Origin of the sequence: Gorillibacterium sp. CAU 1737 (genome assembly GCF_039888655.1) — a bacterium.
Classification (GTDB): domain Bacteria; phylum Bacillota; class Bacilli; order Paenibacillales; family NBRC-103111; genus Gorillibacterium.
In genome coordinates this window covers 274,377-291,205 of sequence record NZ_JBDQQO010000004.1, presented here as the reverse complement: position 1 = coordinate 291,205, position 16,829 = coordinate 274,377, and the positions used below count along the sequence as shown (strand labels likewise).

At 58.5% G+C, this 16,829-nt stretch carries 13 protein-coding genes and 1 pseudogene; 6 read left to right on the top strand and 8 right to left on the bottom strand.

The genetic code is table 11. The features are described from left to right. Positions 1-312 precede the first annotated feature (312 nt). The 4 genes and pseudogenes from AAFN83_RS11085 to AAFN83_RS11070 form a co-directional block, all read right to left on the bottom strand. A complete protein-coding gene (locus AAFN83_RS11085) occupies positions 313-1,806 on the bottom strand; it encodes a histidine kinase dimerization/phospho-acceptor domain-containing protein (RefSeq protein WP_347769222.1) in 1,494 nt (497 codons plus the stop codon). After that, entirely contained in the window at positions 1,803-2,513 is a 711-nt protein-coding gene (locus tag AAFN83_RS11080; RefSeq protein ID WP_347769220.1) for a response regulator transcription factor, read from the bottom strand. Before AAFN83_RS11080 ends, AAFN83_RS11085 begins: the two co-directional genes overlap by 4 nt. Before the next feature lie 470 nt (positions 2,514-2,983). Then, a complete protein-coding gene (locus AAFN83_RS11075; protein WP_347769491.1) occupies positions 2,984-3,652 on the bottom strand; it encodes a DUF3898 domain-containing protein in 669 nt (222 codons plus the stop codon). Positions 3,653-3,754: 102 nt separating this feature from the next. Continuing rightward, positions 3,755-4,456: pseudogene (locus AAFN83_RS11070) on the bottom strand (DUF3900 domain-containing protein); the annotation flags it as partial. A 342-nt stretch (positions 4,457-4,798) separates the two neighbouring features. Here AAFN83_RS11070 and AAFN83_RS11065 point away from each other — a divergent pair. From AAFN83_RS11065 to AAFN83_RS11045, 5 genes are all read left to right on the top strand, one after another. Then, complete coding sequence (locus tag AAFN83_RS11065) at positions 4,799-6,316, top strand: MFS transporter (RefSeq protein WP_347769218.1); 1,518 nt, start codon at positions 4,799-4,801, stop codon at positions 6,314-6,316. A gap of 118 nt (positions 6,317-6,434) precedes the next feature. After that, positions 6,435-6,923: a YcxB family protein gene (locus AAFN83_RS11060; RefSeq protein ID WP_347769216.1), complete on the top strand. Its 489-nt coding sequence runs from the start codon at positions 6,435-6,437 to the stop codon at positions 6,921-6,923. 255 nt (positions 6,924-7,178) lie between these two features. After that, positions 7,179-7,901, top strand: a complete 723-nt coding sequence (locus AAFN83_RS11055) for a queuosine precursor transporter (protein ID WP_347769214.1) — start codon at positions 7,179-7,181, stop codon at positions 7,899-7,901. 316 nt (positions 7,902-8,217) lie between these two features. Beyond that, a complete protein-coding gene (locus AAFN83_RS11050) occupies positions 8,218-8,757 on the top strand; it encodes an RNA polymerase sigma factor (protein WP_347769212.1) in 540 nt (179 codons plus the stop codon). Continuing rightward, positions 8,747-9,961, top strand: a complete 1,215-nt coding sequence (locus tag AAFN83_RS11045; protein WP_347769210.1) for a hypothetical protein — start codon at positions 8,747-8,749, stop codon at positions 9,959-9,961. The genes AAFN83_RS11050 and AAFN83_RS11045 overlap by 11 nt, the downstream gene beginning before the upstream one ends. A gap of 253 nt (positions 9,962-10,214) precedes the next feature. Here AAFN83_RS11045 and AAFN83_RS11040 read toward each other — a convergent pair whose 3' ends face one another. Genes AAFN83_RS11040 through AAFN83_RS11030 form a run of 3 tightly spaced genes read right to left on the bottom strand, consistent with a single transcriptional unit; the run spans position 10,215 to position 14,441 of the window. Next, positions 10,215-10,823: a nucleotidyltransferase family protein gene (locus tag AAFN83_RS11040; protein WP_347769208.1), complete on the bottom strand. Its 609-nt coding sequence runs from the start codon at positions 10,821-10,823 to the stop codon at positions 10,215-10,217. Next, positions 10,820-12,667, bottom strand: a complete 1,848-nt coding sequence (locus AAFN83_RS11035) for an ABC transporter ATP-binding protein (protein WP_347769206.1) — start codon at positions 12,665-12,667, stop codon at positions 10,820-10,822. Before AAFN83_RS11035 ends, AAFN83_RS11040 begins: the two co-directional genes overlap by 4 nt. Beyond that, positions 12,651-14,441: an ABC transporter ATP-binding protein gene (locus AAFN83_RS11030; protein ID WP_347769204.1), complete on the bottom strand. Its 1,791-nt coding sequence runs from the start codon at positions 14,439-14,441 to the stop codon at positions 12,651-12,653. The genes AAFN83_RS11035 and AAFN83_RS11030 overlap by 17 nt, the downstream gene beginning before the upstream one ends. A gap of 519 nt (positions 14,442-14,960) precedes the next feature. Between AAFN83_RS11030 and AAFN83_RS11025 the strand changes: the two genes are divergently transcribed. After that, positions 14,961-15,536: a DUF1062 domain-containing protein gene (locus AAFN83_RS11025; RefSeq protein ID WP_347769202.1), complete on the top strand. Its 576-nt coding sequence runs from the start codon at positions 14,961-14,963 to the stop codon at positions 15,534-15,536. An 81-nt stretch (positions 15,537-15,617) separates the two neighbouring features. Here AAFN83_RS11025 and AAFN83_RS11020 read toward each other — a convergent pair whose 3' ends face one another. Next, entirely contained in the window at positions 15,618-16,691 is a 1,074-nt protein-coding gene (locus tag AAFN83_RS11020) for an FAD:protein FMN transferase (protein WP_347769200.1), read from the bottom strand. Positions 16,692-16,829 lie beyond the last annotated feature (138 nt).

Here is a 16,829-nt window from a genome sequence, read left to right as displayed (position 1 = left end):
AGGTATGAGTTCATTCTATCGGGGCCAGGTTAAAGACAAGCGCGCATCTTGTTTAAAAATGGTTTAAAAAAGCCGCTTCGCCGAAATCAACTTCGGGAAGCGGCTTTTGCTATGTTTGTTGTTGGTTGGTCCATTGAGATGGCTCCAGCTATGAGCTCGGGGCTCCACAAGCAGATAGGTACCGTCAAGCGGTTGATCGTAGGCTCTACGCCCTTACGATGCCGCTGCCTGTTTACTCCTCTGCTCTGCTGTCCTGCTCCGCTGTTGCCCTGTTTTGTTGCTACCCTTCTCCCCTACTCTGCTGCTGCTTCCTTACTCCTCGCCTTGCAGCGACGATCGTTGGATTCTCCCGGCAGGCAGCAAGCCCCACGCGTTTTCGGCGGGCTTGTTCGGTCGGATGAGAAATGTCGTTCCTGCTGACGAGCTTGAACAGGTTAGAGACAGGTGCATCTGCTCCAGCATAAGCCGGACGATGGCAAGACCCAGCCCTGCTCCGCTGCGCTCGGTGACGGCCGCAAGCCCCGGGCCTCGGTCCACAATTTCAATCCCTTCCAGCTCAACCGACTGCGCGTCTGATCCCGCTCTTCCCGCTTCATATCCACGGCCCTCATGGAATCTCGACTCAGGAGAAGTCAATCGAATGCCAACATACCGGCCTTCTGATGCGTGACGCACTGCATTTTGCAATAGATTATCCAGCACACGCCGCATGAGATTGCCGTCTACCTCCCATGTCACCGGATGGTCGGGCGTGGTAACCTCAAGCTCCATATCATTCTGCTCCAAGAGGGGGTACCATTCCGCTCCGTGTGCCCTCAGGAGCCGCCCCATGTCGAGCTTCTCCGGGTGTACGGGGTACTTGCCTGCGGTCAGGAGGGTATAGGAGAGCAGATCGTCCAGCAGGCGGCTGACTTCCTCCGCCTTCGTGCCAAGCACGTGGAGAGACTGTCGTCCCTCCGTGGATATGGGCTCTTTCTCCAGCGAATAGACATGGCTTCGGAGAACGGTAAGCGGGGTGCGCAGGTCATGCGAGAGGCTGGCGATCAGCTCTCGCCGCAGCTTCTCCTCGCCCTTTTCACGCTCTCGCCCGGCTGTTAATTCGTCAATCATCCGATTGAAGGCAAACTCGATCCGACCGATCTCGTCTTCCCGGCTGATCGGAACCGGATTCGGAATGCCTCCCGTTCCCTCGGCGGGAACCATCGCCTTCTCCAGCATAACGAGCCGCCTTCGAAGCCGGTAGAAGAACCAGGCCGAGATAAAGAGAAAAGCACCGAGAACCAGCGATAGCAGAACGACGAAGGTCTTGGTTCGAAACACAGGAGCGACACCTGTTTGAAATAGAGAGTCTGGAATCTGGAGCACCATGAAGCCGCGGGAAACGTCCCCGCCGATGAAGGCCACGACGGTGAACGGGTCGGCATCGTAGTGGCTTTTCATAAATGCTACCGTTTCGCTCGCAGTCCAATGCTCGGGAAGATCGGGCTGGGTCGGCATCGAAAGGCGGGTCCTACCGGCCTCATCCACCCAAAACATCGAAGCCTTGGGATAGTGATCCTTCAGTTCGAGCAGCGCTTTGCTGATCTCGGAATCTTTCGCTGCTCCGAGCTTCTTTGCCTCGTCATGCCATTGGTTGGTAAGCTCCGTCCGGTTTGTGTACAGGGCCTCCTCCCTCTCCTGCTGCTGAGGAAAAGACAGCGTGGACAGGAGAGCCGCTGCCGGAAGCATCATCGGCCAGAGCAGGAAGGCCATGAGAAGAATGAGCAGATAGCGAATGAGCAGCGATTTGTGCCATTTGGTCTTCATGCCCGCACCCGGTACCCGATCCCTCGAATCGTCTCCACGATCTCGGGGGAGCTCGGGTCCTTCTCGATTTTCTCGCGCAGGTAGCGGATGTGGACCATCAGCGTCTTGTCCCCGTCGAGATAGGGCTCCTGCCATACTCCTTCGTACAGTTGCTCCTTGGTCAGGATCCGGTTGCGATGACGGAGCAGCATTTGAAAGATTTGATGCTGCTTTCCCGTGAGGCGAATCTCTTCGCCCGTCTCCGCATGGAGGATGCGCTCAGCCTCTCCGAAGACTTGAAGATGCTTAAGCGTAAGCGCCTCTTCCTCCATGCGGCCAAACCGGCGAAGCAGGACCTCCACGCGAGCCGAGAGCTCATCCGGGTGAAACGGCTTGGTAAGGTAATCGTCGGCAAATTGCAGCCCTTCGAGCTTGTCCTCAATCGCCGTTCGGGCAGAGAGCATCAGCACCGGCACATCCGGCCGATTCTCCTTCACCCGTCTGCCGAGAGTAAAGCCATCGAGCCCCGGCAGCATGACGTCCAGAATGACCAGGTCACAGCTGGGCTTTCCCGCATCCGTGCCGGAGAGAACCGCCCCCGGCTCCGCTGCCAGCCTGCTCCCGTCGGTGAACCAGTCCACCTCGTAGCCGTTCGCCGTCAAATGCTCCTTCACCCAGCTTCCGATCTGCCGGTCGTCCTCGATATACACCAAGCGCTTTTTCACCATCGGCCCCCCTCTGCGGCTTTCCTGTTCGCATCCCTATTACGCCCAATCACCCCTGGGCGGCGCTGCTGTGAGCGAAATAAGGATGTCGCATATCCTTATTTCTGCTCGTGTGCCCCATTAGGCGTGGATAGGTATCTCTCGTAACATTATTTCGTTCAATCCACTCTGTTCGGCGCCGCTGTGGGCAATTAGCTATTTCGCATATCCTTATTTCCGCTCGTGCGCCTCATTCAGTGCGAATAGGTATCTCACGTATCGCTATTTCGCTCAATCAGCACTATTTGGCGCGGCTGCGAGCATTTAGGTATCTCGTATATCCTTATTTCCGTTCATGAGCCTCATTCAGCGCAAATAGGTATCTCCCATATCACTATTTCACTCGAGCAACCCTGGGCGCCCCCTGCTGGGAGCAATAACCGATTCGCTTGCACCGAAGCTTACCGCCTACAGCCTACCGCCTGCACTCGCACTTACTCCCACGGAAGCTTGTCTCCACGATCGTCACTCCCGGCTGCGTCCCCATCGTCAGCGCTCTCGCTTGAGACCCCGTGTGAGCCTGCCGATGCAGCAGCATCCCGCTCCTCTCGTTCCCGCCAGCGCGCTTCCCGTTCTTCCACGACGCGGCGGTCCGATTCCTCCGCTATACGGGCAACCACGTCATCGAAGGGCTCCGGGCTCAATAGCTCGATGGGGGAGATCCCTTTATCAAACCGGAAGGCGTCGCCTTCTACCAGCACCACGTAGCGGCCGTTCAGACGGGCGATGTGTACGCTCTTGCCGTATTCCTCCATCTTCGCCCGGATGGACACGCCATCCAGTTTGAAGTTCATCTCATAATCCGGCTGGGTCTCGACGATCCGTGCTGTCGCATCGGCGACCAGCTCATGGGTCCAGCGTTCCTGCAGCTCGCGCTTCTCCCCCGCTGCCCACAGCTCCAACCGCTGCTCCTCGCGACGGCGGGCATCGGTCGGTGCCGCTGCTCGAACGGGCCGCTCCTGCGCATCCGCATAAGCGCCGGGTGCCGCCGCTTGAAGGATTTCCCCGCTCTCGCCGCCGTCTGCCTCCTCTCCCCCCGCATTCCATGGAGGGACGTCCGAGTCGGAATCAGCTTGTCCGCTCTGGTCACGGCCCACTCCCATCGGAGGCTCTCCGTCTCTATTCACACCAAATGCCGACTCATCCTCATCCTCGTCCGCTTCCGATCCAATGGGCATTCCACCGGACGCCCCGTGCCACTTGGCGTCCATGTATTCCTGAACCATGCCCAGCATCTGCTCGGTGACGATGGCCGGCTTCGACTTCTCGTACGTGACATACTTCAGAAAATCCTCAAAATAGCGGGCATGCGAGGCTTGGTGAATCTTTACCTCCCACTCCTCCAGCATACCGGGCTCCGGCATGTACGGATATTGAATGGACTTGATGCTGCGAGCGCTGATCGCCATTTCCACTTGGCTGACAAGGCTCTTTTCGTCCGAGATCCGGGCGATCTTCGGCTCAAAGTCACACTTCATCACGAGCAGGAACGGCTCGTCAAAATACTTCGGGAGCTTGGCCGCCGCCACAAGAAAAGCCCCTCCCCGAACCGCGCTCGTGTTGAGATACGTGCGGATCAGATCGTCGCTCGCCGCTTGGAAATCTTCCCGCATGGAAGACTGCCGAAGGCGTTGAAACAGGTTGTAATTGGGGTTCGACGACAATTCATACCCCGGTTCAACGAGAAAGCGTCCGATCTTCGTAGGGGCTTGCTCCGTCTTCGGGTTGCGTTCGGCTTTTCGCTTGAGAATCCGTTCGAGCTCTCCATGCAAAAACTCCTTCAGCTCGCTGTTCTCATAGCTTTCCCGGTGAAGCGTCTGGAAGTGGCGGTAGCTCTTCGCGGCTTCCGGGTCCTCGCTCTCGCTTTGAATAACAAAAAAGGACAGGTACTGAACGACGATCTCCATAAATGGTCTCCTTCATCTATCGATTGGCCTCAGGTGTTGAATGCTTAAAACGCTGCAGGAGCCGATTTACCCGTTTCCGATGCTGGTCCACAACGGTGCGAAAGCGTAGGTTAGATCAGTCTCAAGCAGCGAGGTGTTACGCAAAGAACCAGGCGCATAGGCAAGTGGGTTCAGGCGCAGCGAGTACAGGCAAGCGGTATAGGCAAGCGGTTCAGGTGCAGCGGGAGTAAGGCAAGCGAGTACAAGCGCAGCGGGTCATCTGGCCGAAACTGGTTATGCTACGGAAATAACTTTACCGCCAGCCGCTCAGGCTGTCAAAGAGGAACAGGGGGAACGGCTTGCGTGAACAAGACGGCGGATCGGGACGGGACAGCACGGCGTGGAAGCAAGAATCTGCTTGGGCTAGAGCAAAAAAATAGCGACCGCGCACAAGATCAGCCGAGCGACCGCACCCGGAGCAGAAGTCTCGCAGAGCACGAGAAAAACCGAGGCGGCGCACAGCCTCAAGCGACAGATGGGCATGAGTTTAAGGAAGAAAAGCTCCTCCTCGTGCTTCGCTTTACCCTGATGATCTCCGTGCTCAATGGCTCCGTCTTCAACCTCGTCCTGCCCGACATCGCCCGGACTTACCGGCTCGCTCCCTCGCAGGTGAGCTGGGTCGCCGCCGGGTACATGCTCGTCTACGCCGTCGGTTCCGTCGTCTACGGCAAGCTGGCCGACCGCTGGCGGCTCCGCAGCCTGCTCACCTTCGGCCTCGTCTTCTTCGCCGTCGGCTCCTCGCTGGGCGCAGCCGCGCAAAGCTTCGGCATGGTCGTCGCGGCCCGCGTGCTCCAGGCGGCGGGCTCCTCCGTCGTGCCCGCGGCCGCCATGCTCGTCCCGGTCCGCTTCTTCCCGCCGGAGCGGCGCGGGCGGGCGCTCGCCTCGAACGCGGTCGGCACCGCCCTCGGCAACGCCGCCGGGCCGGTCGCCGCCGCCCTCATCGCCGGGTTCGCCGGCTGGCGCTTCCTCTTCCTGCTCGCCTTGCTTGCCCTCATCGCGCTGCCGTTCCTCTGGCGGCTTCTCGCACACGAGCCGCCTCTCTCCGGCACCCCGCTCGATATCGCAGGCGCGCTGCTCCTCACAGGCGCTGCCCTCTGCCTCCTGCTCGCCGTGACGCGCCTGGACCTTCCGCTCGCGGTCATGGGCATCGGGCTGGCCGCTCTCTTCGTGCGGCGCATTCGCACCGCGCGAGCGCCCTTCGTCGATCCGGCGCTGTTCGCAAGCCGCCGCTACTCGCTCGGGCTCGCCATCGCTTTTGCCGCAAACGGCATCGGCTTCTCGCTCCCCTTCCTCATGCCGCAGCTTCTGGCACAGGTGAACGGGCTCGCCTCCTCCCGCGTCGGCTGGGTCATGCTGCCGGGAGCGCTCACGTCCGTGCTCCTCGGCAGGCGGGGCGGCCGCTATGCCGACAAGCACGGCACCCGCGCGCTTTTTCGAGTCGCCGCTGCCCTTCAAGCGGCTTGCTGCCTGCTGCTGTCCACCTACGCCGGCGGCCCCGTCCTCGTGGTCGGCCTCATCTACGTGGCGGGCTACCTCGGACAAACGCTCATGCTGGTCGCCCTCTCCGGCACCGTAGCAGCAGACCTTCGCCCTGAGCATGCCGGTGTCGGCATGGGGTTCTTTTCCATGCTTACCTTCCTCTCCTCGGCGGCGACGGCGACGGTACTCGGACGGCTGCTCGATCTTTCGATGAACCGAGCCATTAATCCGTTTCAGCAGCATCCCGCCGCCTACGGATTCAGCAACCTTTTCGCCGGAGAGCTCGTACTTCTGGTTGCCATCATCTTCGCCTATTCCTCCTTGTCCCGGGTCCGCCGCTAACCCCTCTGTGAGAACGGGGTGACTAGAGAGCATTCAGCAGAGGGAAGCCACAGCCGTCGGATACTGGTATAATGGCTATCGTAGCTCGACATTTCGACCAAAAAGGCCGGTGACCCGCATGCCTCAACCCATCGAAGTTCACATTACCAATCGAAGCCAAGCTTTAACCCGTTTTCTTCGCTTTCACTTTTACCGCAAAAGCCTGGTTCTCCCGCTCTGGTCGGTCATCATGATCGTGGCCGCGGTCGGCTTGTTCGTTCAACGAGCGGACGTCATCCCTGGAATCGTTCTTCTGGCCGTAGCTGCTTTTCCTCATTTCACGATCTGGCGGATGGGCAAGCGGCTGGACCGCAAACCGATGCACCAGCACTTTACGCTAACCCCCGAAGCGATTCGGTATGAAGGAAATCAAGGGGGCATCGAGTCCTCCTCTACGATCGCCTGGAACAGCCTTTATCGCGTGTATGAGTCGAAGACGGCCTTTTACCTCTATGTAAACAAAAAGCATGCCATGGTCCTGCCGAAAGCGGATATCACCGCAGGAACCCCGGACGAGCTCAGCCGATTGATGCAAGAAAAGCTGGAAGGCGGCTACAAGTCCGTGTAAGGGCGACGAAAGCCCCCGAAAAAGCGAACGAAGCCAAACCAGAGTCTCGCGGTATTCAATCAGCAGGGAGCGGGAACCCTACCCAAACATGACAGGGAATCCTCTCTGACTATCCGCAAGAAACGGCTGGCTGGCAGAAAAATAACGGTTTTCTCTCGACCTGCGTTCTGGTATTCTTACAAGGTCCGGCGCAAAAGGCGACCGGTCCGCGGTTCGAGACCATCCCGCGTCACCAAAACTAGGGAGGAAACGGTTTTGACGTTCAATTTTTTCTGGGGTGTTTTGTTTGTCGTTGTGAATTTCGGGTTGTTCTTGCTCTGCTATCGCATGTTCGGCAAGACCGGGCTGTACGCCTGGATCGGCTTTGCTACTGTCGTTGCCAACATTCAGGTAGCCAAGACCATTCCGATGCTGGGCCTCACCATGACGCTCGGCAACACCATCTACACGAGCATCTACATGTGCACGGACTTGCTCAATGAGAAGTATGGCTCGAAGGATGCGCGAAAGGCCGTCTGGTTCGGCTTTTTCAGTCTCCTGGCCTCCATCGTCATGATGCAGATGGCGCTCGTCTTCAAGCCCGGAGCGGAAGACTTCGCTCAGCCGCACCTGGAAGCCATCTTCGGCTTCCTGCCCCGCGTAGCGCTGGGGAGTCTGGTCGCCTACTTCTGCAGCCAATTCCTCGATGTGCGCATTTACAGCAAGCTCAAAAAGCACTTCTCCCACTACAACCAGCTGTGGATTCGAACGAACGGCAGTACCGTGTTCAGCCAACTGGTGGACTCGCTGATCTTCTGCACCATTGCCTTCGCCGGCGAGTATTCCTTCGGCGTATGGTGGCAGATTCTCGTCACGACGTACCTGTTCAAGTTCGTGATCTCCGTCGCTTCTACGCCGGTGATGTATCTCGCCCGCAGCATGAAGTTCCCTGATGCGAACGAGCCCGCCTCGCCGTCGCAAGGCGTTAACCCAAACTGAGGGGTAGTCTGGGATCAGGTTGAAGCTTCCTTTAGCGTCCTCTTCCCGGCAAGACCGCTTCTCCATCCAGTTAAGTGGATTTCCACCGCCACTTCATAGGGAGAATAGCGCATATGTTGGAGGGTTGGAGAGAAGCTCGGTACAAGGTGGTCTGGGACCGAGACTTGCCGCCCTCACTCCTCACAAGAATCGGCAGCTCTGCTTGCAGGGCTGTCTTTTTTGTTTTGCGGCTATTTTCTCTTGAGAGAAAGGGAACCTTTTCCTGGGCCGTGACCATATAAGGATGAATGGCCATTCAGAAAGGAGCAACAAGTCGTTGGATTACGCAGAGTTGGAATCCCTTGTGCGGCAGCACGGCAAAGCGGTCTACGGCTTTTGCCTCCGGCTGACCGCTTCTCCGGCAGATGCCGAGGACCTCTACCAGGAAACGTTCCTGAAGGCGGTCGAGCTCTGCCGACAGCTCGACGAAGGCCGAAACCCGAAGGCCTATCTCTTCTCGATCGCGGTCGGCCTGCACCGAAACCGGCGGCGCAAATTCGCCTGGAGACAGCGGATCGCTCCGACAAGCTCCCTCCCGGAGGACTCCTCATGCTCGGAGGCCCGCCCATTCTCGGCCGAAACGGCTTCGCCGGAGGACATCTTCCTCTCACGAGAACGGGCTGAAGGAATCCGGACAGCGGCCGAAGCCCTAGGAGATCGGCTGCGAATTCCCCTGTACCTGCACTACACGGCGGAGCTGTCCGTGGACGAGATTGCAGCAACCCTCGGAATTCCGGCGGGAACGGTCAAGAGTCGGCTGCACAAAGCACGCAAGCGGATCAAACTCATGCTGGAGGCGGAAGACCATGAACGATAAACCCAACCACTGGGAACGCGCCTTGAAGCAAGCTTTGGGCTCTTCGGCGGAACCGCCGGACGAGCTGAATCGACGCGTCCTCCAGATGATAAAGGAGAGCGAACCCGTGAAGACCAGTCGTCCCAAAAAACGGGTGGCAGTGCTCCTCGCTGCCGCCATCACCCTCGCCGTATCCGCGTCTGCCCTGGCTGCCGCTCATCTGCTCGATTCGAAGCAGGTGGTCCACCAAATTGGAGACAAAGCGCTGGCAGAAGCCTTTGCCGGCAAGGATGCGGTTCCCCTGAATCAGTCTGCCGAATCCGGCGGATATATCTTTACCTTGCACGGCCTTGTCTCCGGGAAAAGCCTGAGCGATTTCGCTTACGAAAACGATGGAACCGTCCTCGTCGATCGTACTTATGCGGTCGTCTCCATCGCCCGAACCGACGGCAAGCCGATGCCTTCCACTCAAGATGAAGAGTATGGGAAGCAGCCCTTCTTCGTCTCCCCCCTGATCAAAGGAGTAACGCCTTGGCAGGTTAACATCGCGTCCATGCAAGGCGGGTATTCGGAACTGGTCGTGGATGGAGTCCAGTATCGGCTGATTGAATGTGACAACGTGGAGAAATTCGCCGACCGCGGCCTGTACTTAGCCGTAAGCACCGGAAGCTTCTACGATATCCACTCGTTCACGTATGACGAAGCTAGCGGCGTGATCGGGCTGAATCCCGATTTCGAGGGAGCCCACGCGCTCTTTACCCTGCCGCTCGATCCGGCCAAAGCCGACCGAGCGAAAGCCGACGCTTACTTGGACCAGTTACTGAAGCCGAGGGAAGAGGAGAAGGGGGCGAATGATCCGGGAGGCCCGCAGGACACGAAGGATCCGCAAGACTCAAATTCCCCCGCAGCCCAGGAAAAAGCGTTGCGAGAGGCCTGGCAGAAGGATCTCGAGAAGGGGACGGTACTGCCCGATTCGAAGAGGGTTCTCGTGAAGGGAGAAGACGGGTTGCTGACTTACGATTATGCTGGTCATTCCCTCGCTCTCCTTGAGAGCATTCTGTTCTCCGATGACCAACAGGTCGGAGAATCCCCCTTCATGAGCGTAAGCGGCAGCGATGAGGATGGGAATTACGAAGCCGTTCGCTTCGCTCGCGACGAGAATGGTGAGATCATCGCTTGGATCGTCCAGTTCCATAGCGAGCATCAGATCGTGCCGAAGGAATAATCGCATACCTGGTAAAGATGAGAGCGAATCAAGGAACAGGGAGCCGTACTCCCTCCTTGATTCGCTCTTTTTTCTACAGATGGATGGCATGACTATTCGGGGTCCGACTCTTTGATCGACCCGTCTTTGTTCAGTCGATATTCTCTTAGACGATCGTTGTCTCCCAAAGAATATCAAAAGAATATCAAAAAAGCCCCCCGGAATAGTCCGGGAAGCGGTCACTGCTGCTTATATGCACTTCTACATGCAAGCGTCACTGGAATGATTCTTCCTCCAGCAATTCACCCGTTGCCGAATAGATCTGGAGCTGAGGCCAACTGTTCTTCCACTTCTTCTTCATGATGCGGCGATTGTAGATGGCTTGGTATTCTTCGTTTTCCCGGTAGAGAGGAGTTGGCCTCACTTCCAGGCGAAGAAGGTCCTCGATCCCCCATGGTGCGGCCAGAATGGGGCGTCCTTCCTCATCAAGGGTTAACCCGAGCGCCGTCGCCGTTTCGGTGAAGTGGGAGATGGCCTCCACGGTCGAACCGAAGGGGGGAAGGTCATTCACCTCGTGCATCCTCGCTTCGTTCTTCACCGACCAGGGGACGGTCCCGTTCAGGCCTCTGAGCTTCTGCTCCAGCTCCTTCTCCACCGCTTCCGCATTCTCCAATTGGCTCCGATCAAAATAAACGACATCCACATCAGGCAACGGGGTCCGCTCCGCAAACCCGTGCAGCGTATCCCAGACTTTCGCTCGAACGAATCCCGCGGAGATCCACCAATCCGGCAAGCGGAGAAGTTGGGCAGCCCGCAGCACCTCCATCATCCACTCATCCTCTTGAACGAGAGACAGGATATCTTCCACGCTATTGAGCTTCATGCGAAGTCACCTCGTTGAGACCCCGAATCTCCAGCTTGTCCCGCATCTTCCCCGTTCCGGCTCCACTGGCTTTCGTACAGGTCGTGGTAGAACCCGCGCAGAGCGAGTAGCTCCGCGTGCGAGCCTTGCTCGACCAGGCGGCCTTCGTCCAGCACCAGAATACGGTCGGCATTCTGGATCGTGCCGAGGCGGTGGGCGATCACGACGCTGGTGCGGCCCTCCATGAGGCGATTCAGCGCCTCCTGGATGCGCAGCTCCGTCACCGTGTCGATGCTGCTCGTTGCCTCATCGAGAATGAGGAGCGCCGGATCGGCGAGAATGGCGCGGGCAATTGAGAGGAGCTGCTTCTGCCCCTGGCTGATGCCGCTCCCGTCATGGCTCAGCACGGTCTCGTAGCCCTGCGGCAGTCGGGAGATGAAGGAATGGGCATTGGCGAGCCGCGCGGCCTTTTCCACTTCCTCGTCTGTCGCCGTCAGCTTGCCGTAGCGGATATTCTCCCGAACGGTCCCTTGGAAGAGAAAGGCATCCTGCAGCACGAAGCCCATGCTGCGGCGCAGGCTCTGCCGCTTGAGCGCGCGGGTGTCGTGTCCGTCGAGCAGAATTCTCCCGCCGCTCGGGTCATAGAAGCGGGACAGAAGCTGAACGACTGTCGTCTTGCCCGCCCCGGTCGGACCGACGAGGGCGATGGTCTCGCCAGGCTCGGCGCGGAAGGCGATGCCGGAGAGAATCGGTCTTCCCGTCTCGTAGGCGAACGACACGTTCTCGAAGCGGATCTCTCCGTGGACCCGATCCAGGTCAATCGCATCGCGCTCGTCATCCTCTTCCTCGGGTTCCTCCAGCACCTCGAACACCCGCTCGGCGCCGGCTACGGCGGAGAGGAAGGTATTGAACTGGTTGGCGAGGTCGTTCAGGGGGCGCGTAAACTGGCGGGCATATTCCGCGAAGGTCAGGATGACCCCGACGGAGATCGAGCCTTTGAGGGCGAGCAAGCCCCCAACTCCCGCGATCAGGGCGAAGCTCGCATTGTTCAACACGTTCATCAGCTTCGGAATGAAGCCGGAATACGTCTGTGCGGAGGCCGCCGCCTCGCGAAGCCGCTCGTTCTTGACTGCGAACTCGGCCAGCACCCGCTCCTCGCGGGCAAAGGTCTTCACGATGCGTTGGCCGGACAGCGTTTCTTCCACGAAGCCATTCAGGTCGCCGATGCTTTTTTGCTGTTCCTTGAAGAGCGGCCCGGTCCGCGAGGTGATCCACTTCATGCCGAGCACCATGAGCGGCACGATGGTCAGCGTGACGAGCGTGAGCAGCGGGCTCAGCCACAGCATAAGCACCAGCATGCCAATGAACGTGAGCACGCTGGATAGAATCTGGATGAATGATGTACCGAGCGTCTGGCTCACGTTCTCGATGTCGTTGGTGAGGCGGCTCATCATTTCCCCATGCCGTCGCTTGGCGAAATAGGAGATCGGCAGCCGGTGCAGCTTGGCGAACAGATCCCGCCTGAGCGAGAAGACCGTCTTCTGGGAGATGCCGATCATCCAGTAGCTTTGCAGCCAGCCGGAAACGAATTGAAGGACGTATACGCCGAGCAACGCCGCGAGCAAGCGGATAAGCTCCTGCTGTCCCTTACCGGCCGTAAAATGATCCACCGACCGGCCCAGCAGGTAGGGGGCGAGCAACCCCGCCGCCGAGTTCAAGAGGACGAGCAGCAGGATCACAAGCAGGAGTCGTTGATGCACGGCCAGGTAAGCCCATATCTTGCGAAGCGCGGCGGTGCCATCCGCTGGACGCACTTTCTTGGGGGCAGGCCCGCGGCCGCCGCCCGGTCTATTCATGGCGCTCATGGAGGGTCGCCTCCTTTCGGCCGAACTGGGATTCGACGATCTTCCGATAGAGCGGCGAGGATGCGAGCAGCTCCTCGTGATTTCCTTCGGCAAGAAGCCGTCCGTCCTCCAAAATGAGAATCCGGTCCGCCTCCATCGCCGTGCTGATCTTCTGTGTAATGAGAAGCGTTGTACAGCCGTAACGGGCAATCGCACGAAGCAGCTTGGCTTCTGTCTTCAGGTCGAGGGCGCTCGTGCTGTCATCCAGCAGCAGCAGACGAGGCTTGCGGATCAAGGCGCGAGCGATCGAGAGCCGCTGTTTCTGACCACCGGATAGATTCACGCCGTTCTGCCCGAGCATCGTCTCGTATTGATCGGAGAGCCGCAGAATGGTCTCGTGAAGTTGAGCGTCCTGTGCAGCTTCCACTAGCTCCTCCGCCTTCGCGGATTCCTTGCCCCATTGCAGGTTTTCCCGAACGGTGCCGGAGAAGAGCTGAACCTCCTGAGGAACATAGCCAATGGATGCAAGAAGCTGCTCGGATGGGATTCCGGCGATATCTTGTCCGTTCAGCATGATTCGCCCGCTCACCGGGCGGTAGAGGCGCGGGATCAGCTGCATGAGCGTCGTCTTGCCGGAGCCTGTCGCCCCAAGAATGGCGAGGGTGCTTCCCGCTTCGATCGAAAACGAAACATCCGTCAGCGCGGGCTCTGCCATCCCCGGATAGGTAAACGTAACGCGGTCGAACGCAACGGATAGGGAGCGGCCTGCCGCTTGTGCCCATTCAGACCGTCCGTCCGGCTTCTCCGATAGGATCAGGTCTGCTGATTCAGATCGTCCAGCCGGATGGCCCTCTTCGGGTATCTCCAGCACCTCGCCGATCCGGCCCCAGGAGGCCCGTGCCCGCGACACGCTGGAGAGAATCCAGGAGAGCATGCCGAACGCCCCGGTGATCCGGGTCGCGTAGTTGACCACTGCGACGATATCGCCCACATTGGCGCGGGATGCGCTTACCTCGCGGCTGCCAAACCAGAGAATGAAGATGACGCAGACGTTCATCACGAACAACAGCACCGGAATGGTGAGCTCCATCCAGCGGCTGGCGCTGACCGTGCGGTTCATCAGCTCGCCGCTTGTGTCCGTGAAGCGGTCCACCTCATGGCGGGAGCGAACGAGCGCGCGAATCCAACGCATCCCGGTCAAGCTCTCGCGCATGACCGCATTCGTGCCGTCCAGCTTTTCCTGGACGCTGCGGAAGAGCCCGAAGCCCTTGCGGATGACCGTCACCATGGCCGCTACCAAGAGCGGGGTAACGAGGATGAGTGCGAAGGACACGCGAAACTGGAGGGTTAACGCGAGAGCCAGACCGCCCAGCATCATGAGCGGGGCGCGGAGCATGACGCGCAGGCCCATGAAGACGATGTTTTGAATCTGGGTCACGTCGCTCGTGATGCGGGTAATGAGCGTCGAAGCCGGGAAGCGGCTGAAGTCGGCGAAGGCCGCCTTTTCCAACCGTTCAAATAAGGTACCTCGAAGGTCTGCTCCGACGCCTTGACTGATGCGCGAGGCATAAAAGGAATTGATGATACCCGCCGCAAAGCCGACGAGCGAGATCGCCAGCATGAGCCCGCCGTACCGCAGCACCTCGGTCATGTCACGGTTCATCACTCCCCGGTTGATGATCCGGCTCATGAGCAGGGGATGCCACAGCTCGACGGCAAGCTCGGTGAGCATCAAGAGAATAGCGAGAAAAGCAGGCTTTCGATAAGGATGGACAAAGGATCGCAGCGTACGCAAGCTCAGGACCTCCGCTCTCTAGGGTGGAGCATGCCTTAACCCAACTAGCCTTCCAGGGGTGCTTCAACCGGTTGAAGACACGCTCGGGGTTTCCCCCATTTTCCGAAATATCTCGATGGGAGCCATTATACCACAGGACTCCTCCGACGGGACCGCCTCCTACCAGGCGGAAAAAACACCTTTACCCAACCGTTCCCTTATAAACACCAATCCGGCTCCCTATACTGAAGGGCAGGAGAACGTGAAAGGTGGAACCTGTTTTGCCATCTTACCTGTAATGGTTAATCAACAAAATCGCGCATGCCTCCCTGACACGCAATCATGCACCAAGGGAGACGTGCGCCCTTTTTAACCATTACAGGGAACGCCGGTTATCGACGCCGCTCATCTTCCATCCGGAGCGCCCTGGAGCGTGTATACAAACACGTCCTTGTTAGGGCAGCTCTGTTTTTTCATGGGGAGAAATCGCTCTCCCGGACGACCATACCGCGTTCCTCTATCCATTGGAGGAACCCTATTATGCTTACCCAAGGAATTTACCGGTGCGAGGCCGTCGCGGAAGAAACGCCCACTGTCCACAAACCCTGTCGTCGCTGTAAACGAACGACCGCCTTCCGCTGCAGCGAGAAATTCCGCATGAACGCCCAGCAGAAGCATCTCGACGTCTGGCTCATCTACAAATGCACCCATTGCGACAGCACGTGGAACCATAACATCTTGTCGAGGGTCCACTCCACCCGCATCAACCGGGAGCTTCAGCGCCAGTTCGAGGTCAACGACCGCGAGACCGCCTGGCGCTATGCTTTTGAGGTCGAGAAGCTGCGCAAGGTAACAAGCAAGGTGGAGACTGCTCTTCCCTATCACTGGGCAACCGAACGGATCGGAGATCAGGCTGAGGGGCTCACCATCCACCTATCTTCCCGTTACCCCTTCGACCTTCGCGTGGATAAAGCGCTTCGCGAGCTGCTCGATCTCTCCCGCTCCAAGCTGGAGCAGATGGCAGAGGACGGCCTTCTGCACTTCCCGTCTCCACAGGTGACGCTGAAGACCAAATTGAAGGCCGAGATCATGAGCATCACTCTGCCCTCCCTGTAGGAAAACGCAGATCCGCAGTTCAACCAAAAAAGGGCTGGTCGATCGGAGGAATCCGATGGAGCCAGCCCTTATGTTTTTTTATTATTCTCCCGCGAGCGTAAAGCTATCATCGGTCATCGTCATCTTGCCCTTTAAGCCTTTGCTGACATAGACCTTCTGGTCCTTCGTGATGAAGACCGCTTCGACGCCTTCACGCGAATCCACATACGCGAGCCCTTTTTCAAGTCCGAGGGAAAAGACCCAGTTGTCGAGGCCCTCGCCGGTCATGGCGCTCAGATCGGTAAGGATCGTCACGCTGGCAAGCTCATTCTGCACCGGTGCCCCGGTGTCCGTGTCCATGATGTGGTGATAGCGCACGCCGTCCTCCATGAAAAACCGTTCATAGATCCCGGAGGCGACGATGGCCATCGGCCCTACCTTGACGGTACCTACCGAGGTGCCGCGCGATTGGTCCGGGTTTTGGATGCCGATTGTCCAGTCGCTGCCGTCCGGCTTTTGGCCCACGGTCAACAGGTTGCCGCCCATGTCGATAATCGCGCTGTGGAAGCCCTGGGATTCCACATACTCCGCGATAAGATCAGCAGCATATCCCTTACCGGTACCGCCGATATCAAGCGACATGCCCGGCTTGTTCAGCTTCACCGTCAGATTAGGCTCATCCAACGTCACTTCCTTGTAATTCACGAGTGCGAGCGCCTTGGCAATATCGGCGTCCGCCGGCTTGTGCGCCCCGTCCTGGCCTATTCCCCAGAGGGAGACGATCGGCCCGATCGTCAGGTCGAACACGCCGTTTGAGTCAATCGAGTCCTGCAGCGCCGCCTTCACGGCCTTGAAGGTCTCGGGGGATACCTTGACGGCCTCTTTCCCGGCCGCTTCATTCACCTTGTAAATCTCGCTGTCCTTGTTTTCCCGGTTGAGCCAAATCTCCACGTTGTCCAAGATTGTACCGATCTTCGCAAAGTTCTCTTTCGATACCTTTTCATCATAAACCTTAACCGTCACGACCGTATCGAAGACGTAATACGTCTCGCTGATCGGAAGCTTGGCGCCCGTCGAGCTGGCGGAAGGTGTCTTCTTGGCGCAGCCGCTGATCGCCAGGCTCAGTGCAAGAATGATAAGGATCACGGGAAACATCCCGCGCGATTGCTTGTTCATGTCAAAGCCTCCTGGTGTTGATTCCGGCACAGCCCGCTCGAATATTGTCGAAATGTCGTAAAGACCGCGCCGGCAGAGCGTTTCTTTTTTCTTTCTTATTATGGTAGGATAAAAGCAAATGGTCAAATCCGATTTGTG